We start from the raw sequence: 20902 nt of genomic DNA on the forward strand, positions 1-20902 counted from the left end.
AAAGGGCTAACTTTTTTCCCATAAAGGTAAAACAATGTTTTCATACGCTAGTGGATCTAAATTCGTTAAAGTAATGCCTAATAAACGGATTCCTTGTTCTAAACCTAAAATATCTTCCCAAATTAAATTCGCTTGATAGAAAAGTTCTTCTTTTTTAAAAATATATTCAGGTAATGTCACACGTTTCGTAATCGTCGTATAGTCAGTATAACGAACTTTCAGGACTACTGTTTTGCCATGCTTTTGCACTCGTTGCAATGCACGCTCAACACCTGCTGCTAATTGTCTCAATTGAGCCGTAACCTGCTCTTCCGTCGTTAAAGGGGTGCCGTAAGTATGTTCCTTGCCTACCGACTTACGATCTCTAGTCACTTGAACTGGCGCATCATGGATACCACGGACTTTACGATACAATGAATAACCCATTTTACCGAATAACCGAATCAACGTCATCTCATCTTGCTTGTATAAATCTGCTCCAGTAAAAATCCCTAGTTCATGCATTTTAGGCACTGTTTTTTTCCCGATTCCGTGGAAATCTTCAATCGGTAATGCTTTCAAAAAATCTTCGGCCTCTTCTGGTAAGACAACCGTCAGGCCCTTTGGTTTCTGAAAATCTGATGCTAACTTGGCTAAAAACTTATTGTAACTAACACCTGCCGAGCAAGTTAACTGCAATTCATGCCAAATATCATATTGGATCATTTTCGCAATTTTAATAGCCGACTTACTGTTGACCTTATTTTCAGTTACATCTAAATACGCTTCGTCAATAGATACTGGTTCAATCACATCTGTATAGCGGCGAAAAATTTCACGGATTTCTTGAGAAATTTCACTATATTTCTGATAATTACCTGGCTTAAAAATGGCACTTGGACATAGTTCATACGCCTTTTGAGCACTCATAGCCGAGTGAATACCGTACTGTCGAGCAATATAATTCGCTGTGGTCACCACTCCTTTGCCCCCAGTATCACTTGGATGGCGCGCAATAACTAACGGATGTCCTACTAGCTCTGGATGATCTCGTTCTTCAACTGAAGCAAAAAACGCATCCATATCTATATGTATAATTTTTCTCGACGTATCTTTTTTTAAGGGAAAACGTAATTCGCTCATCATTTTGATTCGCCTCCTCCCTCCATTATATACGAACGTCCGTTCTTTTTCAAATTGAAACTTCTTTATTTCAACCAGAAAAAGCTAAAAATCCGTGAAGTTATAAACACAGATTTCCAGCTTTTTAATTAAACAACCAATTGTTTTTGTTGATTATAGTAGCCTTTATAGGCAAGATAAGTTGCAATCACTGAACCAATACTTGTTGCTGATAGCAACATAAAAGTCACCATAATCTGATATTTTATCGCATGGACAGGATCAACGCCCGCAAAAATCAAGCCTGACATCATCCCAGGCAAACTAACAATTCCGACAGTTTTGGCAGAATCAATCGTCGGCGCCATCCCGGTTTTCACACTTTGTTGGATAATTGGTAAAGAGGCGAGTTTGATAGTTGCACCTAATGCTAGTTTCTCCATTACCGCTTGCCGTTGGTTTTGAAAAAGAGTATCTAAATTGCGATAGCATAAACCAATTGCCACCATCGAATTGCTGGCAATCATCCCACTGATAGGAATGATTTGAGAAGGAACAAATTTGATAGAACCAGAAAAAATCAAAATACCAATGGTAATTCCTGTACTACAACCAATTGCAATGAAAGAAATCAAAAAGCCCTTTTGTAATTGCTGGCTGCGTTTTTTTGCATTAAAGGCTGCGTTGGAAACAATCACCAAAACCATGATGAGCGTTAAAATCAGGTTATTGACTTGAAAAACATATTTTAATAAATAGCCGACTGCGACTAATTGAATGACTGCTCGAATCACACTAATAATAATATCTTTGGTAAAACCTAATTTTTCTTTAGTACTAATAATTAATGCGACCACTACTAGCATGGCTGAAAAAAATAAGGATAAATTATTAACTGCTAAATCCATCTGTCGGCGCCACCTTTCCTGCTACAATACGAATCACTTGCTGTGCTTGCTGAATTTCTTCGGTATCATGCGTGACACGAACCAGCGTGACTCCTTGCTCTTTGTTTAATTGGTTTAACAATTGATTGACAATCTGTTTGCTTTCTTCATCTAATCCCGTTGTAACTTCGTCTAATAATAAAACATCTGGTACAAAAATAATGTTTCGTAGCAAAGCAACCCGTTGTCGCTCACCACCAGAGAGTTCGGCTATTTTCTTTTCAAGATAAGCAGCGGGCAATTTCACTTGTTGGAGTAATGCCACGACTTTTTCCTGATTAAACGCTTCTTGTCTGACGGTAAATGGAAATAACAAATTATCATACACGGTTTCACCAAATAAAGTTGGCTGCTGAAAACAATAAGAAACCTTTTGGCGGTATGTTTCGATTGGCATTGTAGTAATTGGCGCTTCTTGATAAAAAATTTCGCCTTCTGTAGGACTTAATAATGAAGATAAAATTTTTAAAAATGTACTTTTCCCGCTACCTGAAGGACCAACAATTGTTGTATTGCTGCCTGTTTCAAATGACAAATCAATATCAGAAAGAATGCTACGACCATTTACTTGATAAGACACGCCTTCTGCTCGCAATAAATTACTCATGTTTCTCTCCTTTTTTAAATGGAATGATATTCTTTATATACTTCTTGTTTTTTTACATTTCTCAATTTGGCCACTTCTTTGATCGCCTCTTTGGAACTCCGTCCCTCTTCCTCCATTAAAACTTGTACATGTTCTTTGAGGGAAATAGCTGGCATTGCTGCTATTGTCTCTTTCTCACCAGTAAATCCGCTAACTAATAAACAACACTCGCCTTTTAGCGTATTTTCTGCTAAATATTCTGTTAGTTCTCCTAAGGTACCACGCAAATACTCTTCGTGAAGTTTCGTTAATTCTCGACAAATCACAGCGGGGCGTTCTTGACCATAGACTTCAGCAAACGTTGCTACCGTTTTAGCAATCCGATAGGGGGACTCATAAAAAATCTGTGTCGGCCGTTCTTCTTTTAATGCTGATAACACGTCTTTCTGTTCTTTTTTCTTTCTTGGTAAAAAACCATAAAACGTAAATGGCTGTGGTAAAAGACCCGAGGCAATCAAGGCGGTCATTCCTGCCGTAGGTCCTGGCAAGGCAATCACTGCCAGTTCTTCTTCAAGACATGCTGTAACCAATTCATGACCAGGATCACTAATTGAAGGCATACCTGCATCGCTAACTTGGGCAATCGTTTCACCATTCAGCAATCGTGTAATCAGTTGAGGAATTCGCTCTTTGTAATTATGTTCGTGTAAACTAATTTGTGGTGTTGTAATCTCAAAATGATTTAGCAATTTTTGTGTGTTTCTTGTGTCCTCACTAGCAATCACCGTTGCTTCTTTCAATATGTTTAAACAACGAATACTCATATCTTCTAAATTGCCGATCGGTGTTGGGACAAGATACAATTTTCCTTTTGTTGTTTGCTTATCAAAACTTTTCTGTTTTTGCATAGCGCATCCCTCATTTTCCTTTTTCGTTCTATAAATAGATAAAGGTTTGATTTGACAATCGATTGACTGTCAAACCAAACCTTTCCTTTTTATTTGCAGTGTTCCACTAGACTTAACGCGTACGTTCCCCATAAATAACATCAAGACAAAAGGCACATTCTTCATCATTTTCACGTCTTGAACCATATAAAATATTGCAGACATGGAAGCCCTCTTCATAAAGTTTTTCCAAATTCATACGTGATTTTGATAGCTCTTGTTTTTCAGTTTCAGTTGTATTTCCTGCTAACTTATTCAGTTCTTGGAGATGCTCCCGTAAGCGTTGGTTTTCGATTTCCAACGTGGTATTTTTTTCTACCAACTCATGGAGTGCTGCTTTAATTTCTCTTAATTGTGTCACTGAACTGTCTAAATCAGTTTCCAACGAATTTAATCCATCATAGAGCGAACGTTTATCCATTTTGATCACCTTTTTCAGCAGCAACTTTCGCAGTAGCTTCTTTGATTTCTTCGTAATCATAATCCGCTGCGATTTCACGACCATGCAGACGAACTTTGACAATCCGACTTAATAGATTCAACCCGACGACTTTGCCTTTGCCATCTGGTGTTATTACTTCTTTTCCATAATCTGGTAATTCTTTTTTAGCGGCTTCATATTCGTCGTTTTCGTATTTCAAACAACACATTAAGCGGCCACATAATCCCGAAATTTTGACAGGATTTAAAGATAACCCTTGATCTTTAGCCATTTTGATTGAAACTGGCATAAAATCTCCTAGAAATGTTGAGCAACATAGTTGTCTGCCACAAGGGCCAATGCCACCTAATATTTTCGCTTCATCTCGGACACCAATTTGACGTAACTCAATTCGCGTCCGGAAAATAGCCGCTAAGTCTTTGACTAATTCACGAAAATCAATTCGCCCATCTGCCGTAAAGTAAAAAATCATTTTGCTACGATCGAAGGTATATTCTACTCGCACTAATTTCATTTTTAAGTCATGAGCTCGAATTTTTTCATTGGCAATGCTTTTGGCAGCTTCTGCATCAGCCAAATTTTTTTGTTCTTTTTCTAAATCATTGGCTGTTGCTTTATTTAAAATGGGTTTTAGGTCCTCTGGTAAATCGTCTGAATCGACTGTTTTTTTAGGAATAGCAACAGTAGCTAATTGTTTTGACTGTTGAGATTCAACGAGTACTTTCTCATTATAAATATACTCAGATTTTCCAGGAGCAAAATAATAGATATGACCGGCTTCACGGAAGCGAACTCCTACTACTTCTACCATTTTATTCCTCCTAATCTAGTTCAAGTGAACGTCGCTTCAATCGGTTAAGGAACTTGCTGAAACAACTAAGTTCCTACTATATTATGAAACTGAATGCCACTTGGCACTTTTTTCCTTTATGATTTAGGGTGAATCATTTGGATAACTAATTGTTCACAAACATTTTGCCAACTAACATTGGCAGTCCATTTTTGGCGTGCTTTCAAAATTAGCGCCAACCGTTCCGCCTGCTCTTCCGTTACTTTTTTGGCTTGCTGTGTCGCAACACTTTCTTCCAATAATTGACGGTAATAAACCATGAGCAAGTCAAAGCTAAGCGCTTGTTGTTCTTTTTCCTTAAATACTTTGACCATTTTCTTCTGAACGTAGATAAATGCCTGTAAATCATTACTTTTTAGATAATTAAACCATTGCAAAATGATTTCCCTAGCTTCATTAAACCATTCATCTTGAGAGATTTCAACTGCTTTCTCAAAACTATTTGTCAGCTCAGCTAAAAGGGTTGCAGTCTTTTCACCAATCCCCTGTTTGATTAAGCGATCAATTAATGTTTTTTTGACTAATGGTTGAAAATGTAAGGTTTGGCATCGTGATTGAATCGTTGGTAAAATTCGAGAAAGCGAAGTGGTTTCTAAAATAGCTAAAATTTGTCCTTCTGGTTCTTCTAAAAATTTTAAGAGACTATTGGCTGCGCCGGTACTCATTTTATCTGCTTCTTGAATTAAGAAAACTTTTTTAGCAGTCTCGACCCCACTTTTAGAAAACTCCGCTTTTAATTCACGGATTTGGTTCACTTTGATGGTTTGCCCATCTGGCGCAATTCTTAAAACATCTGGATGTTCATTTTCATTAATCCGCACACAATTATGGCATTCGTTACAAGGCTGTTGATTTACTAAATTCGTACAAAAGACATGTTTCGCCATCCATAAGCCAAATTCTTGTTTTCCAGTTCCTGTATCTCCTTCAAAAAGATAAGCATGGGCAAGACGACCATGCTCAAAACTTTTTTGGAGTTGCTTGTACAGCAAAGGTTGCATTTGCTGTAGCTGTTGTGCTTCATTCATCTTAATATTGATGGAATCCTTCAACTGGTAAGACGAAGCAAGTAGCGCCGCCTACTTCAACTTCCACAGGATAAGGAATTTGGCCATCCATTGTGATATCTAAAGTCACAGGTGTTGAAACATATTGTTTTCTTGATTGACATGTTTCTTTAATTAAAGCTAATGTTTCGTCGACACGTTCATCATCAATCCCAATAATAAATGTGCTGTTTCCCGCTTTTAAGAACCCACCTGTTGAGGATAATTTTGTAGCACGAATATTGGCATCAATAAATTCGTTGGCTAATCGGTTACTATCTTTGTCTTGTACAATGGCTAAAATAATCTTCATGGTCTACACCTTCCTATAATTAAAAGTTTTCTGGATAACGTTCAATAATCGCCTGATACGTTGCTTCTACGACAAGTTCTAAACTCATCCGTGCATCAATCTTTTTGATACGTTGTGGATTTTCTTCTGCTAATTTCAAATATTCATGACGAACACGTTGATGAAATTCTAATCCTTCTGAATCTAAGCGATCAATTTGCTGTGTTCGATTTTCTTGAATCCGCCGTAAGCCAGTATCTGAGTCAACGTCTAAATAAATTGTAAAATCTGGTGAGACACCTTCTGTCGCAAACGCATTAATTGAAGCAATGGGGGCAATCCCAATTCTACGCCCAGCGCCTTGGTAGGCTAATGAGCTGTCAACAAAACGATCACATAGGACTAAATGACCCGCTTCCAAAGCTGGCAAGATTTTTTCCACTAAATGTTGACGACGAGCAGCTGCGTAAAGTAAAGCTTCTGTTCGCTCATCCATTCTGTCATTTCTTGGATCTAAAATAACTGTTCGAATCTTTTCGGCAATCGGTATGCCGCCTGGTTCTCTTGTAGTGACAATTTTTCGTTTTGACTCTTTAGCTAATCTTTCAGAAACTTCCTTCAAAACACTGGTTTTACCAGCACCATCTGGACCTTCAAATGTGATAAAAATACCCTGCACGTGCGAAAACTCCAATCAATTTTTACTTGTATCTATTATACTTCATCTTGCTCTATCAGTCTAATTGAAATCCTTATGTCCTATTTAAAGTGATGCATCCGCTGAAAAAAAGAAACTGAAAAAGAAGTACGGAAAAGCTTGAACTGCGACATTTTCTCACAGAAACGACCTACTTCGATTTCAACTTCTTTTTCCAACGATGTTTCTTTTAAATTTCTCGACGTCCTTCGACTGCTTTTAGCAAGGTTATTTCGTCTGCATATTCAATATCGCTGCCGACAGACAAGCCGTGTGCCAAACGAGTAACGGTGATTCCGGCTGGTTTAATGAGCCGTGATAAATACATCGCCGTCGCTTCTCCTTCAGTGGTAGCGTTGGTTGCTATAATGACCTCTTTCACTTCATCATCGTGCAATCGTTTGATCAAAGAGGCAATATTAATATCTTCTGGTCCTGTTCCTTCCATCGGTGAAAGCACCCCGTGGAGTACGTGATACAAGCCTTGATATTCACGCATTTTTTCCATTGCCATAACGTCTTTTGGTTCTTCCACTACTAAAATAATACTACGGTCACGATTTTTATCTTGGCAAATTTCACAAGGATCTTCTTCAGTAATATTTCCGCAAATACTACAGAAATGGAGATCTCTCTTGACACTAATTAGCGCTTTTGCAAAAGCATTAGCATCTTCTTCTTTCATATCAATTGTATAAAAAGCAAGCCGTGTCGCTGTTTTTTGACCAATTCCTGGTAATTTCATATAACTTTCAATCAATTTTGCAATCGGTTCTGGATAATTCATGAGGCTTCTACAGTCCTTTCTTAGCAAGGCGTTTCTGTTATTACTGAGCGAGTTACAACAGATTTTGCGTCACTGAATATCTTATCACGCCCTGTCAAAAAAGCAACTGACAATTACTGCTTTCTAATACAAAAACAAGTCGTTAGTTACGAGCACTAAACGACTTGTTTTTGTATTAACCAATCCAGGTTTCGTGTGTATAGGCCATTTCCCAAAAAGCGTATTCCATCTCACTGCTGATAACAAAAGCGGTGATCATAGCTGCTTGTTCTTGTGGTGAACTTTCTTCATATAATTGGTCTAACAGTTGACGTTCCTCTTGGACGTGTTGGTACGCTTCCTCCCCAGCATAGGTTTCAATCCAACGTTGGTACAGTGGTTCTGGTGAGTGTTGTTTGACTAACTGTGCACCAATTTCTTGATAGAGCCAAGAACAAGGCAACATACTTGCTGCGGCCGTCTTAGGCGTTCCTTCAATAAGTTGGCGATACATATGAGAAACATAGTGATAAGCGGTTGGTGCAATCGGTGTCGCTGCAACTTCTTCTTCCGTAATCGCTAGTTCTTCAAAAAAAGTTTCACGAATAGCTAATTCGCCCAACGCGAGATTTTCCGCATTTGTTAAGAGTAATTTTTTCAATCGAGGTTGTTGCGTTTGTGCCGCAATCAAGCGATAAAGTTGACTAAAATGTTTTAAATAGTAATGATCTTGAATTAAATAGTAGCGAAAAATCATTGGACTCAAGGTTCCTTCATGTAACTCTGTGATAAAAGGATGCTGAAAACTCCCTTGCCAAGAAGCTTGCGCTTGTTCTTTGGCTTGTTCTGTAAATGTCATAGGTTTCTCCTTTACGTTAGAAAAATAAACAAATTGGTAAAAATGATGATCAAAATAGCAAGCCCAAGACTGACTTTTGCTGACACAAAATGCTCTTTTCGACTTCTAGTGGCTCCTTCTTCATAGCCATGGGCAGACATTGCTTCCGTATATTTATCTCGCCAAGAAACAGCAACGAGCAGTGTTTTAACATAAAGCATCGGCGACCAAAAATGAAACGTTTTGCCACGGAGTAGGCTTGCTTCTTTTAAATCATTAATTTCTCTTTTCACTTCCGGTAAGGCGTGAACCACCACTAAAATTCCATAAACAAAGTTTGGTGCTAGCCCCTTTTGTTCCAATAACAACAATAATTCTTCAAAATCAACGCCTACAGCAAAAGCTAGTCCTAAACCGGCAAAGGCATACGTTCGACTAAACAAAAGCCAGGCTTGTTGACTACTCGTACCATGCAAATAAATAGACCAAAACGTCCCGATTGCTGGTAAAAGTGGCAAGAAAAATAACCAAAGCAGTAAGCGGGATTTTCGCTGGCCTATTAAAAAAATGACACAACCCATAAAAACCGCCAAATTTGTCAAAATTGACTGAGAAAAAGATAATTCAAAGGTCAAAATAAGAATCAAAGAAGCATAAATTGCTGCATTTGTTTGCTTTATTTGCATGTGGTTCCCTCCTGCCAGATAATCAGTTGTTGCTGCAGCAATTCTATTCGGTAATTGCTCACGCCAGAGAGAGGTTCTAGCCGATGCGTGACGATTAGAAAATCTTGTTGCGCACTTTTTTCTTTGATCCATTCAACAAAATAATTGCATGCTCGCTCATCTAATCCAGCAAAAGGTTCATCTAAAAGTAAACAGTCCAAATCTAAGCTCAGCAAACTAATTAATTGCACCATCTTTTTTTGCCCTTCACTTAGTTGAAAAACACTGTGCTCTAGTTTTTCTTTTAAACCTAAAAAAGTTAAGGCTTCCTCTTGTTTTCTTCTTTTTTCTGCTGTCATGTTCTGACCAAACAAAAGCTCTTCTCGTAAAGTCAACGTGACAAACTGACGATTGGCTTGTTGCACCGCTAATGTCATGTGTTGATACAATTTTTTTGAAGCCCGCAAGCGGCGGCCCGCCAAGAACATTTTTCCTTGATATTTTTGTCTCTGAACGATGGCTTTTAATAAGGTGGATTTTCCCGCCCCATTTGGCCCCGTCAACGTGGTAATTCCTTTAAACAAAAGCGCTTCTTTTTCTTCAAGTAGCACTCGTTTTCCCTGAGACAAACGAAAATTTTTCAATTGGAGCATTGGTTGTTTTACCACAGAAGTTGTAAGCTGAAATGTCTGCGGTTTTGTTTTGATAAACGTCAACGGTTGTTTTTCAAACTGGCCGTTTTTCAACGTGACGACTTGGTCCACAACATCAGCGTAATCGTTGAAATCGTGGTCGCACACCAAAATCGTTTTGCCTGCTTGATGGAGTCTTGCTAAAATTTGAATAAATTGTTTTCGAGAGGTTGGATCAATACTTGCAAAAGGTTCATCTAATAAAAGAATATCTGGGTTCATTGCTAGCAGAACTGTCAACGCCGCTTTTTGTTTTTCACCACCAGATAACGTCGCTAATTCTCGTGTGAATAAGGTTTGAGTCTGAACAAGTTGAAGCGCTGTTTGGATTTTTCGGTTCATTTCTTCAGGCGAGATTCCTAAATTTTCTAAAGCAAAAATCAGTTCTCGTTCCAAGGTTTTCATTGTAAATTGTTGACTGGGGTTTTGAAACAGCATGCCAATTTTTTGCGCCTTTTCACGAGTTGATAATTGTCGGCGTTCCATTCCTTCAATCAAAATTTCTCCTTGGTAATCAAGCGGAGCAAATCCGGCAATCAATCGTAAGAGCGTTGATTTTCCACTACCACTATCGCCAATTAATAAGGAAAACGTTCCTTGAGGAATTGCTAAATTTGTCTTTTCAAACAAGGGTTGTTCTCGTGAAAAGGACACAGCTTTTAATTGGATACTATTCATTTTGCCTTCACAGCTAACCCTTGCGCAGACTGATACATTCGTAAAATAACTTTCGTTAAGAAAATACCAAAGAAACAAATAGAAACGAACCGAACGCTAATTAAAGCAATGTTCATCCCCAGACCGTAATTGCCATAACCAAACTTAAAGTATTCATACACATAACTAAAAATAGTCGTCCCAATCGCACTATAAAATAACGTTAGTGTATCGTACCGTTTGTAGCGTGTCACAAAAAAGCCACTTTCACTACCTAGGCCTTGAATCACACCAGAAATTAATACACTAGGTCCGAAATACGAACCATAAAGCATTTCTGCCAAAGCGGCTAAAACTTCCGCCAAAACAGCACTTCCCGCTCGTGGAATCAGCATCGCTGCAATTGGTGCCACCATGGTCCACATTCCAAATAAAAGCTCATTGGCAAATGGACTCAGTCCTAATGGTAACAGCGCAGCATTCAATAACGCATAGAGGAACCCTGCCCCCATAAAAACACCGCCAAACAAAAAGGCTAAAAAAGCGAGTAAGACGACTTGTTGCAATGACCATTTTTTCAATAAAAAAACTCCTTTCTCTTAACAAAAAGCAAAAGGAGTGACTTAAATAAACCCTGATAAAAGAAAACACACTCATCCTAGGACAGAATGAGTGCGTGAAAAATCAAAGTAAATCGGCATTTCCCTGCGACAGTACTAACTGCATCAGGTTCAATGGGTATCATCTCAGCCATAACAGCACCCCAAATGTTTTTTATTAAAATGTACTTTTACTATAGCATAGAATAATTATAAAAACTAGTCTTGGCACTTTTTTCTTTCATCAAAAGCTGAAGAAATCAAACAATTTTGTAAGATAACTGTTAGGCAAATAAATGGTTGGTTTTTCTGGACTTTGTTATATTGTTCTTTATGAAAGAGAGGCGTTTATACTATGGGTAAAACATTAACTGGCTTTCACTTGAAAGTCATTGGGGTTATTTCAATGGTCTTTGACCATCTATTGCAATTTTTTAGTTTTTTAGGCGTGCCTGGTTGGTTCGGATGGATTGGACGAATTGCTGCACCTATTTTCTTATTTGAAAGTTCTGAAGGCTTCATTCACACAAGCAATCGGCGAAAATACATGTTCCGGTTATTGTTAGGCTTCTGGATTATGGGGATTCTGAACGGCATTTTAAATGCGTATTTTTCAACAGGTGGCTTAATTATCAATAATATTTTTGGGACGTTATTTTTAGGTACGGTCTACATGCAGTCTATGGACTATTTTAAACAAAAACAAATTGGTAAAGGGCTTCTTTGGTTTATTGTGCCTTTATTAATCAGTGCCCTACCTCTCGTTGTTTTTAGTTCTCCAGACATATTAAGCAACCCTGCTATCTTAATTGGTTTCCAACTTTTCAATCTGATTGTGCCATCACTAATGATGACAGAAGGTGGGTTTTTATTTGTTCTCTTGGCCGTAGCTTTTTATTTATTCCATGGCAAAAAGTGGTTACAAATTTCAGCAATTGGCGTTGTTGCGTTGATTTCAGCAGCCAGCTATAATTTCCAAGAACTATTCGGGGTGAACCACCAATGGATGATGATTTTAGCAGCGATTCCAATTGTTCTTTATAATGGTGAAAAAGGCCGTGGCATGCGGAATTTCTTTTATATTTTCTATCCAGCTCACATTGCTATTTTTGCAATTATTAGTTTCTTCATGCAACGTTAATTATTTTCTGCTTGACGATTGCCTAAAAACTGTTTACAATGCAACATGTAAACAAATCGTACAGATAACACGCAAGTTGCGTGTCGAGAGAGAGGCGGTTTCTATTCTTATAGAAACTGCTTCTATTTTTTTACGAAAAAATGAAAACTATAGAGGTGATTAAATGGAACAAAAAAACGTACGATTATTCCCTGCCGTTTTAGCGACAGGAATTATGTCTTTTGCTGGCGTATTAATTGAAACAGCAATGAATGTAACCTTTCCGACATTAACAAAGGAATTTGGTGTTTCCACCGGTACCGTGCAGTGGGTGACAACGATTTATTTATTAGTTATTTCTATCATGGTGCCCTTATCCAATTATTTATTAAAAACCTATTCGTTAAGACGCTTATTTATTGTTGCGAATCTTTTCTTTTTGATTGGTTTAGCGATTGATGTCTATTCGCCATCTTTCAGTATCTTGTTATTAGGCCGACTCTTCCAAGGGGCTAGCACTGGGATTGCTTTACCACTGATGTTTCATATTATTTTGAACTTTACCCCGCTGGAAAAACGAGGAACGATGATGGGGGTAGGCACATTGACCACTTCAATTGCTCCAGCCATTGGTCCAACGTATGGTGGAATCTTAACATCTTCCCTGTCTTGGCACGCCATCTTTTTATTCTTAATTCCTGTTTTACTACTTTCTTTGTTTATGGGATTATCTGCTATTCCAGAAATACCTGTTAAAAAAACCACCACTCTTGATTTGGTTAGTTTAATTGGTATTGCCCTGTTATTTAGTGGTTTGTTGATGTTTTTAAGTAAAATTGGCACATTGTTTGGCTGGCTTTCACTTCTGGCAGCCGTTATTGGCTTTGTTATTTTTTATAAACGAGCAACGACCGCTGAACAGCCACTAGTACGTTTGACAATTTTAAAAAATCCCGCCTTTGTTTTATTTTTATGTGGCTTTTTAGTTTGTCAATTCTTATTGTTAGGTATTTCCTTTGTCTTACCAAACTTTGTTCAAATCGTCCTTGGAAAAAATGCGTTTGTAGCTGGGCTAGTCATGCTGCCAGGTGCTACAGTCGGGGCCATTTTGGCACCACTTTCTGGACGAGTGTTGGATCAATACGGCGCTAAAAAACCTATATTATTTGGCTTAAGTTTGGCGACAATCGGTTGGCTAGCTTTAACAATTTTACTAGAGATGCCTGTTTTATTAGGATTCGTCGCTGGACATGTTACCTATATGATTGGTCTAGGTTTTGCATACAGTAATATGATGACGACTGGTATGAGCTTGTTAGAGGAGAAAGATTTTGGCGACGGCAATACGTTATTTAATACACTTCAACAATTTTCTGGCGCTATTGCGACGGCCATTGTAGCGACGATTATTAATATCGCTCAAGACCACGCAGATAATTTTGCTCAGGGGACAACGATGGGCTCCCTCATTTCTCTGATTTTCTTGTTAACCTTATTAGTAATTGTTTTAATTGCTTGCTGGAATTATTTCCGCAAAAAAGCTTAAAAAAAGCAGCTGGTCAGTTCCATAGTAACCAGCTGCTTTTTTTAGTTTTCTAAAGATAGTTGTTTTTTTGTTCTTCTTGCTTCCGAATATAAAGTACGAACAAGACAGCAATTAACACGATAAAACCACCAAAAATCGGTGTATATGTTACTGATAAATGATCTGTGACCACCCCACCTGTCATTGAGCCGACGGTAATCCCAATATTAAAGGCTGCAATATTAAAAGCTGAGGCCAAAGTGATATCTTTTGGAACATACTTTTCCGCTAATTCTACAACATATAGTTGTAACCCAGGTACATTCATAAAGGCAAATAGACCCAACATCAAACTTGCTAATAAGCCTAGAAGACTGTTATCCATTAAAACAGTAATGAATAAAAAGACTAAGGACAGAATTAATAAGCTAAACATTTTTACTAACGAATCTAAAGGTTTTTTATTTGCCCAGTGACCACCTACTGTATTGCCAATTGCGACCATTACGCCATAAACAACTAAAATAATCACTACCGCGTTGGCTGAAAAGCCTAAATTTTCCAATAACGGTGACAAGTACGTATATGCAGCAAACGTTCCACCATAACCAAAAGCAGTAATTAGAAAAGAGAAAACGAGGGGTTTGTTCGTAAAAATCCGCGTGATTCCTTTTAAGTCAACCTTCCCTGGTATCGGTAAATTTTTGGGAACTAAAAAATAACTAGCAATCAGTCCCACCAAGCCAATACTGGCTATAAAAAGAAAGGACATATGCCAAGCTGTTTGTTGCCCAATAAACGTCCCTAAAGGTACGCCAGTCACTGTTGCAACCGTTAACCCCGTAAACATAATAGCAATGGCACTGGCTCGACGTGATGGCGGCACAACATCTGCGGCGATGACAGTCGAAACAGACATGAAAATGCCATGCGCCAATGCAGAAAGTATCCGCCCTACCAATAAAATAATAAACGTTGGCGCAAACGCAGCAATTAAATTCCCACTAATGAAAAGAAGCATAATCCCCAGCATTAATGAGCGACGATTCCATTTTCCTGTCAAAATTGTTAATAACGGCGCCCCAATCGTCACACCTAAAGCGTACAAAGAAACAGTCAAACCTGCTTGGGAAAGACTAATATGAAAACTTTTAACAATCATTGGTAATAAACCCACACTAATAAATTCTGTTGAACCGATTGCGAAAGCATTGATAGCTAATGCAAAGAGCGTTAAATTTGGTGAAATTTTCTTTTCCATTCTCTTCCTCCTAAAAAACATTTGAATTTCAACAAAAATTACTATATACTAAGATTGAAATTTTGATAAGTACCTACTTTTTTGTATCATAGGTACCTTTTAGTAACTTTTGGTTATTATCAACCTATTAAGGAGGAATGTTTTTTGGAAACTCGTACATATGCGATTGGTGTCGAAGCAACGATGGATGTTATTGGCGGTAAATGGAAACCAATTATTCTGTGTAATTTACGGCACGGCGCCATGCGCCCCAGCGATTTAAAACGCGGTATTACTGGCATTAGTCAAAAAATGCTGACACAACAATTACGGGAACTCGAAGAAGACAACATTATCGAGCGGAAAGTTTACAACCAAGTTCCACCAAAAGTCGAATATTATTTAAGCGATTATGGTCAAAGCCTCTCTGCTGTCTTAGATAACTTATGTAATTGGGGAGAATCCCACGTGGCTCATTTGCAAGAACAAGGCCAAGAAATTTATTTAAAATGTGAAGATTAGTGAACAAAACGTTTATAAACTATATTAAGAGGGAGCTTTAAGCTATTTAAAGCCTGGGGAAAAATCATTTTAGATTTTTCCCCAGGCTCTTCTTATGCTTTAATAACTTGAATATCTTGCGTTAATTGGGCCCAATGATTAGTAGGTCCGTGACCATGTCCAACAGAAATTGCTTGGCTAATGGCCCCTTGTATAAACTGTTTGCCAATCACAATCGCCGCTTCTAACGGCGTACCTTTTGCTAATTCGGCTGCGATACACGCTGAAAAAGTATCTCCTGTTCCATGAGTATTTTTCGTTACAATTCGTGGTGCACTTAGCCAAAAGCTCGAACCGTCTTCCATTAACACATAATCAGCCGCTTGTTGATTTGTGCTATGTCCGCCTTTCATAATAATATTTTTTGTGCCCAATTGCTGTAATTTTTTTGCTGCGGTCTGCATTTCTTGTTCTGTCTTGATGGTCGTCTCTAGTAAAACTTCCGCTTCTGGTAAATTAGGTGTCACGACCGTTGCTAATGGCAACAGTTTCTCTTTAATCGTTTGAACTGCCTCGGCTTCTAACAAATGATGTCCACCTTTAGCCACCATTACAGGATCGACAATCAACGGACCAAAATCAACTTTCTGCAAATTGCGAACAACAGCTTCGACACGCTCACTATCTGCTAACATCCCCGTTTTCGCTGCCCCAATTTTAAAATCAGCCGCCAGTGATTGAAATTGTGCATCAATAAATGAACTAGGAATCGGTAAGCTATCTTGCACGCCATACGTATTTTGTGCCGTCAATGCAATGACAATATTTAAGCCAAATGCCTGCCGTGCTTGAAATGTTTTTAAATCTGCTTGCATGCCAGCTCCCCCACCAGAATCAGAACCAGCAATCGTGACTACTTGTGGGGTCAAATTATATTCGGTCATTTTCTCGCCTCCAACATTCGCTCCGTTACACGCATCAACCCTTGGACTTTCTCGGTTATCTGTTCAGCCAGCATAATTTCACTGACCAGTGAAACACCAGCCACTCCCGTTCCCATAAGTTGTTCTATATTTTCTTCTTTGATCCCACCAATCGCCACAACAGGAATCGTGACTGCTGCGGCAATTTCAGAAAGTGTCTGCAAAGAAGTTAACGGACTGTCCTTAGTCGTTGTGGGGAAAATTGCGCCCACGCCTAAATAATCGGCGCCCTCGTTTTCCGCTTCAACTCCTCGTGCCACCGTTTTGGCTGAAACACCTACGATTTTTGTGGACCCAACCAGTTTTCGCACAAGAGCAACCGGTAATTCATCATCCCCTATATGCACACCTGCCGCATCCACTGCCAAGCAAATATCGACACGATCATTAATAATCAACGGAATCTGATACGCATCTGTTACCGCTTTAACTTTCACTGCTAATTCGTAAAAGCGCCGTGTTGACACTTCCTTTTCGCGCAATTGGACCAAAGTCACTCCACTGCGACAAGCAGTTTCAATTCGGTTTAAAAATTCAGTATCACTAAAATCATACCGTCCTGTCACCAAATAAACTTTCAATTGCTCTCTCATAGCACTCGTCCTTTCACCGCCTCAAACCAATCCTTCTCCTTCATTAAAAGAGATAACTGATTTAACGTATTTTGGCGAAAATCGGCCAGCCCTTGGCTCTTAGTCTTGGCTTTTTCTCCGCAAAGATTAAAATAGCTCACTGCGGCTACTGCCGCAGTCATTGGCGCGTTGCCTTCACCTAATAAAGCGGCAACTAATGCGCCGACTAAATCGCCCGTGCCAGTGAAACAATCCAACTCAGGCACGCCATTTTGTAAGACAATCACTTGCTCTTGGTTAACCAAAACATCTTGAATCCCTGTTGCTAAAAATACCGTCTGGGGAAACTTTTGTGTTTGTTGACGTAAAGCCTGAATCAGTTCCTCAATTGCTTCTTCACTTTGATCCAAAGGGCTGCCATCCACTCCTCGGCCGTGACTCACCAACTGGCAAAAAGTCCGCATTTCTGAAAGATTCCCTTTCACAACGGTTGGCTGATTGTGCACCAGCTTTTCCCCAACTTCACTCCGAATATCACTGGCGCCATAACCGACTAAATCGACTACGGTCGGTTTATTCACTTGCCGAGCATAATCACTAGCTGCTAACAAGCTTTGCTCTCGTTCTTGTGATAAATGGCCTAAATTCAAAACCAAAGCACTGGTTTGCTGAAACAACTGCGGAAATTCCCGGGGATCATCTGCCATAATGGGCTTAGCATCAATATAAAGTAATGCATTCGCCATAGACTCACACGTAATTTCATTCGTAATGCACTGAATTAATGGTGCCGTTGTCAGTGGAAAAATCGTTTCAAACTTAACGCTTGTTTTCATAAAAGTACCCTCCTAAAAATAATTCCTGTGTTTGTTTAAATACCCGAGTTTCTTTCAGTTTTACTAAGACAAGCCAAGCAATCACTGAACCAATCAGTGTGGCACCAATAAATCGTGGTGTATAAATGAACCAATAAAAATTCTGCTTACTGCCAGTAAACCAAACCATTACAGGATAGGACAATAACGAGCCAATGATGCCTGTCCCAAAAATTTCTCCTAGCATCGACCAGCCTAATTTTTGTCCCCATTGATAAAATAAACCAGCAAAAAACGCGCCAAAAACGGCACCTGTTAACGCTAATGGCGGAATACCTAAGAATGTCATACGGATTAAGCCGCAGACAAGTGCCATGAGCGTTCCGTAAAGAGGACCTAATAAAACTCCGGCAATAATGTTCATGACACTGGACATAGGGGCCATTCCCTCAATTCGCATTAACGGCGATAATACGACGTCCATCGCAATCATTAAAGCTAGTAACGTAACTCTGTGGATTCGATTTTTTTCCACGTAAAAAAACTCCTTTCTGCGAGAAGCAAAAGGAGGCGCGACTGAAAAAGACAGAAAAACCCAACCACAAATAAACGTAGTTGGGTGCAATAATCGGTCAAAATTTCAAGACATTTCCCTGCGCCAGTCCTAACTGTTTCAGGTTCCATGGGTATAATCTCAGCTAATAGCACCCCAAATGTTTCTCTTCAATTGGCTTTAGTATAGCATAGTTTTTTGGAAGCGACTACTAAAATTGCCAAAGAGTTTTCCCACAAAAACAGAAAAAACATCATGCCCAAAAAGTTCGATTTTTTGGGCATGACGTTTTTCATACTTTCGTTTGTCTTATTTTTTAGAATCCTGGCATTCCTTTGGTGTATTTGCCTAAAGTTGCTTCGGTTTCTTTTTCAATTTTTACTAACGCGTCGTTGACAGCCATAATGACTAAATCTTGTAGCATATCAACGTCTTCAGGATCAACCACGTCTTCTTTAATGATCAAATCTTTCATTGTGCGATCACCAGTAAATGTCGCTGTCACAAGTTGATTGGTGGCTTCACCGATAAATTCTTTTTCATTTAGTGCTTCTTGCGCTTTGGCCATTTCTTTTTGCATTTTTTGTACTTGTTTCATCATGCCTTGCATGTTGCCCATTCCTCGCATCATAATTCCTCGACTCCTTCATATTAATCATCTAGTACTTCGACAAGCTCTTCACCAAACATAGCGATTGCTTCATCTACTACTGGATTTTCTTGTGAATGTTCATTTGTTACAGGCGGTTCGTCCGCTAGACGAGCCATTTCATTTTCAGGTTCAGAATGATTCAAACTGCCCTGATTTTGGTTAATAAAACTTTGTCTTAGTTTTGGCCAGCTTTCTCTAGTAATGCAGACCATCTCTGGTGTATAGTCCATCAAACGGCTTAAATTATTATTGAAAGCTAACTGCATCTCTTCATCGTCTGTTGCACGAGCACAAACAATCTCATAGTCAAATGCCACCACGATGCCCTTAGGACTCGCTGCGACAGGTTCACTAGCCTTGAGCATCGCTCGTTGAGTCACAGATAATGTTTGCAGTAAGTCTTCCCAGACATTTTTCACATTCATTAAATGTGTTCTAGTCGCTTCGTTTAGGACTTGATATACGCGTTCTGTGGGTACACGGAACGAACTTTTTGGCGCTTGTGGTCGTGCTTGTTGACGTGGCGCATCTGCTTCTTTGGCAGCTACACCGTGTTTCTTTAATTCAGCCAGTTCTTTCTTCAGTTGCCCGATTTGATTTTGTAAATCTGCTAATTCTGGATTTCCCTCTGCACTACCATCTTGATTAGCTGTTTCTGGCGTGTTGTGTTTATTGGGTTGCACCGTTTTAGCTAATTTGACAGTGGCTACTTCCAGATAGATATTCGCATTGTTGGTAAAGCGGATCTCATTTTGTGTGTCACTTAAAATTTGGATTAGTTGGTAGATTTTTTCAGCAGGTGTTTGTGTAGCTAGTTCCTTAAATGCTTCTGTCAAAGTGCCTGCTTTTTCTGCTAATAACTTCGGTGCTTGCTGATACATCAGTAAATCTCGACAATATAATAACAAATCTTCTAAGAAACGGCGCGCTTCTTTGCCTTCGCCTAAAATACTTTCCAAGCCTTCTAATGCTCGTTCAACATCACCAGCGACACAACACTGAATATAATGATCCATCATTTCATAGGTTAGGCTGCCTGTCACTTGCATTGCATCTTCCAGTGTTACTTTTTCATCACTAAAGGAAATCGTTTGATCCAAGATACTCAAGGCATCTCGCATCCCACCTTCCGCAGCACGCCCAATCACATAAAGGGCTTGTTCCTCATAATCGAGAGCCATTTCCTGCATGATATGGGCCATATGATCGACGATATCTTGCGTACTAATTCGCTTAAAATCAAAGCGTTGCGTCCGTGAGATAATCGTTAACGGAATCTTGTGTGGTTCAGTCGTTGCTAAGATAAAAATAACATTTTGTGGCGGTTCTTCCAAGGTTTTTAAAAGTGCATTGAACGCGCCTGTTGATAGCATATGAACTTCATCAATAATATAAACTTTGTACTCGGCTTGTGTCGGTGCATACTTTGCTTTATCACGAATATCACGGATTTCTTCCACGCCATTATTACTCGCCGCATCAATTTCAATGACATCATTTAAACGACCTTCCGTAATGGCTACACAGGTTTCACAAACATTACAAGGTTCACCATCTTGACTATGTTTACAGTTAATCGCTTTAGCAAAAATTTTTGCGGCACTGGTTTTACCTGTACCACGAGGGCCAGTAAATAAATAGGCATGAGATGTTTTCTTTTGCACTATCGCATTTTTCAGTGTCTGAGTAATTGCTTTTTGTCCTACTACGTCATCGAAACGTTGTGAACGCCAGACCCGATAAAGTGCTTGATAAGCCATTTTTTACCCTCCCTTATTTTTCATTCTTATCTATTATACGTGATTTTTAGTCATTC

At 39.0% G+C, this 20902-nt stretch carries 24 protein-coding genes and 2 riboswitches; of the genes, 3 read left to right on the top strand and 21 right to left on the bottom strand.

Annotation, left to right across the window (positions count from 1 at the left end; genetic code table 11):
* Positions 1–6 precede the first annotated feature (6 nt).
* The 14 genes from dinB to IGJ46_RS10565 form a co-directional block, all read right to left on the bottom strand.
* Positions 7–1122 carry a DNA polymerase IV gene (gene dinB, locus IGJ46_RS10500; protein WP_289853167.1) on the bottom strand — a complete coding sequence of 372 codons (1116 nt, stop codon included), beginning with the start codon at positions 1120–1122 and terminating at the stop codon, positions 7–9.
* 128 nt (positions 1123–1250) lie between these two features.
* Complete coding sequence (locus tag IGJ46_RS10505) at positions 1251–2009, bottom strand: ABC transporter permease (RefSeq protein WP_002365066.1); 759 nt, start codon at positions 2007–2009, stop codon at positions 1251–1253.
* Positions 1993–2655 carry an ABC transporter ATP-binding protein gene (locus IGJ46_RS10510; protein WP_002356375.1) on the bottom strand — a complete coding sequence of 221 codons (663 nt, stop codon included), beginning with the start codon at positions 2653–2655 and terminating at the stop codon, positions 1993–1995. The genes IGJ46_RS10505 and IGJ46_RS10510 overlap by 17 nt, the downstream gene beginning before the upstream one ends.
* 14 nt (positions 2656–2669) lie before the next feature.
* Positions 2670–3542 (bottom strand): 16S rRNA (cytidine(1402)-2'-O)-methyltransferase, encoded by an 873-nt coding sequence (gene rsmI / locus IGJ46_RS10515; protein ID WP_002359438.1) that lies wholly within the window; start codon positions 3540–3542, stop codon positions 2670–2672.
* 112 nt (positions 3543–3654) lie between these two features.
* The gene (locus IGJ46_RS10520; protein WP_002356372.1) at positions 3655–4002 is read right to left on the bottom strand and encodes a DNA replication initiation control protein YabA; all 348 of its coding nucleotides are present in this window, start codon (positions 4000–4002) and stop codon (positions 3655–3657) included.
* A complete protein-coding gene (locus IGJ46_RS10525; RefSeq protein ID WP_002356371.1) occupies positions 3995–4834 on the bottom strand; it encodes a PSP1 domain-containing protein in 840 nt (279 codons plus the stop codon). The genes IGJ46_RS10520 and IGJ46_RS10525 overlap by 8 nt, the downstream gene beginning before the upstream one ends.
* Positions 4835–4950: 116 nt before the next feature.
* A complete protein-coding gene (holB, locus tag IGJ46_RS10530) occupies positions 4951–5901 on the bottom strand; it encodes a DNA polymerase III subunit delta' (protein WP_002384059.1) in 951 nt (316 codons plus the stop codon).
* Between the two features lies 1 nt (position 5902).
* On the bottom strand, positions 5903–6232 hold the full coding sequence (locus IGJ46_RS10535; RefSeq protein WP_002356367.1) for a cyclic-di-AMP receptor: 330 nt from the start codon (positions 6230–6232) through the stop codon (positions 5903–5905).
* A gap of 19 nt (positions 6233–6251) precedes the next feature.
* Positions 6252–6890 carry a dTMP kinase gene (gene tmk / locus IGJ46_RS10540; protein WP_002356366.1) on the bottom strand — a complete coding sequence of 213 codons (639 nt, stop codon included), beginning with the start codon at positions 6888–6890 and terminating at the stop codon, positions 6252–6254.
* A gap of 208 nt (positions 6891–7098) precedes the next feature.
* Positions 7099–7695 carry a recombination mediator RecR gene (recR, locus tag IGJ46_RS10545; protein ID WP_002356363.1) on the bottom strand — a complete coding sequence of 199 codons (597 nt, stop codon included), beginning with the start codon at positions 7693–7695 and terminating at the stop codon, positions 7099–7101.
* A gap of 175 nt (positions 7696–7870) precedes the next feature.
* Positions 7871–8533, bottom strand: a complete 663-nt coding sequence (gene tenA / locus IGJ46_RS10550; RefSeq protein WP_002372337.1) for a thiaminase II — start codon at positions 8531–8533, stop codon at positions 7871–7873.
* 11 nt (positions 8534–8544) lie between these two features.
* Positions 8545–9198 carry a CbiQ family ECF transporter T component gene (locus tag IGJ46_RS10555; RefSeq protein ID WP_430613811.1) on the bottom strand — a complete coding sequence of 218 codons (654 nt, stop codon included), beginning with the start codon at positions 9196–9198 and terminating at the stop codon, positions 8545–8547.
* Positions 9189–10547 (bottom strand): ABC transporter ATP-binding protein, encoded by a 1359-nt coding sequence (locus tag IGJ46_RS10560; protein WP_002379779.1) that lies wholly within the window; start codon positions 10545–10547, stop codon positions 9189–9191. Before IGJ46_RS10560 ends, IGJ46_RS10555 begins: the two co-directional genes overlap by 10 nt.
* Positions 10544–11107 (bottom strand): ECF transporter S component, encoded by a 564-nt coding sequence (locus tag IGJ46_RS10565; protein ID WP_002359429.1) that lies wholly within the window; start codon positions 11105–11107, stop codon positions 10544–10546. The genes IGJ46_RS10560 and IGJ46_RS10565 overlap by 4 nt, the downstream gene beginning before the upstream one ends.
* 104 nt (positions 11108–11211) lie before the next feature.
* Positions 11212–11302, bottom strand: a riboswitch (TPP riboswitch).
* A 178-nt stretch (positions 11303–11480) separates the two neighbouring features.
* On the opposite strand from IGJ46_RS10565, the gene IGJ46_RS10570 reads away from it, so the two are divergent.
* Both IGJ46_RS10570 and IGJ46_RS10575 read left to right on the top strand, forming a co-directional pair.
* Positions 11481–12266 carry a TraX family protein gene (locus tag IGJ46_RS10570; protein ID WP_002362333.1) on the top strand — a complete coding sequence of 262 codons (786 nt, stop codon included), beginning with the start codon at positions 11481–11483 and terminating at the stop codon, positions 12264–12266.
* A 163-nt stretch (positions 12267–12429) separates the two neighbouring features.
* Positions 12430–13791 carry an MFS transporter gene (locus tag IGJ46_RS10575; protein ID WP_002362334.1) on the top strand — a complete coding sequence of 454 codons (1362 nt, stop codon included), beginning with the start codon at positions 12430–12432 and terminating at the stop codon, positions 13789–13791.
* Between the two features lie 49 nt (positions 13792–13840).
* On the opposite strand, the gene IGJ46_RS10580 is transcribed toward IGJ46_RS10575, so the two are convergent.
* A complete protein-coding gene (locus tag IGJ46_RS10580; protein WP_002356350.1) occupies positions 13841–15031 on the bottom strand; it encodes an MFS transporter in 1191 nt (396 codons plus the stop codon).
* Between the two features lie 144 nt (positions 15032–15175).
* Between IGJ46_RS10580 and IGJ46_RS10585 the strand changes: the two genes are divergently transcribed.
* Positions 15176–15532, top strand: a complete 357-nt coding sequence (locus tag IGJ46_RS10585) for a winged helix-turn-helix transcriptional regulator (RefSeq protein ID WP_002356348.1) — start codon at positions 15176–15178, stop codon at positions 15530–15532.
* 92 nt (positions 15533–15624) lie between these two features.
* Here IGJ46_RS10585 and thiD read toward each other — a convergent pair whose 3' ends face one another.
* The 6 genes from thiD to dnaX all read right to left on the bottom strand — a co-directional run bounded on the left by thiD (position 15625) and on the right by dnaX (position 20846).
* Positions 15625–16455, bottom strand: coding sequence for a bifunctional hydroxymethylpyrimidine kinase/phosphomethylpyrimidine kinase (gene thiD / locus IGJ46_RS10590; RefSeq protein WP_002365070.1), 831 nt, complete (start codon positions 16453–16455; stop codon positions 15625–15627).
* Positions 16452–17087: a thiamine phosphate synthase gene (thiE, locus tag IGJ46_RS10595; RefSeq protein WP_002356344.1), complete on the bottom strand. Its 636-nt coding sequence runs from the start codon at positions 17085–17087 to the stop codon at positions 16452–16454. The genes thiD and thiE overlap by 4 nt, the downstream gene beginning before the upstream one ends.
* Positions 17084–17902, bottom strand: coding sequence for a hydroxyethylthiazole kinase (locus IGJ46_RS10600; protein WP_002362338.1), 819 nt, complete (start codon positions 17900–17902; stop codon positions 17084–17086). Before IGJ46_RS10600 ends, thiE begins: the two co-directional genes overlap by 4 nt.
* The gene (gene thiW, locus IGJ46_RS10605) at positions 17886–18374 is read right to left on the bottom strand and encodes an energy coupling factor transporter S component ThiW (protein ID WP_002356342.1); all 489 of its coding nucleotides are present in this window, start codon (positions 18372–18374) and stop codon (positions 17886–17888) included. Before thiW ends, IGJ46_RS10600 begins: the two co-directional genes overlap by 17 nt.
* A 140-nt stretch (positions 18375–18514) precedes the next feature.
* Positions 18515–18603: riboswitch (TPP riboswitch) on the bottom strand.
* Between the two features lie 147 nt (positions 18604–18750).
* The gene (locus IGJ46_RS10610; protein ID WP_002384048.1) at positions 18751–19065 is read right to left on the bottom strand and encodes a YbaB/EbfC family nucleoid-associated protein; all 315 of its coding nucleotides are present in this window, start codon (positions 19063–19065) and stop codon (positions 18751–18753) included.
* Positions 19066–19085: 20 nt separating this feature from the next.
* The gene (gene dnaX / locus IGJ46_RS10615; RefSeq protein WP_002356340.1) at positions 19086–20846 is read right to left on the bottom strand and encodes a DNA polymerase III subunit gamma/tau; all 1761 of its coding nucleotides are present in this window, start codon (positions 20844–20846) and stop codon (positions 19086–19088) included.
* Positions 20847–20902: the final 56 nt, after the last annotated feature.

It is taken from the genome of Enterococcus sp. AZ120 (assembly GCF_050546165.1).
GTDB classification, from domain to species: Bacteria; Bacillota; Bacilli; order Lactobacillales; family Enterococcaceae; genus Enterococcus; species Enterococcus faecalis.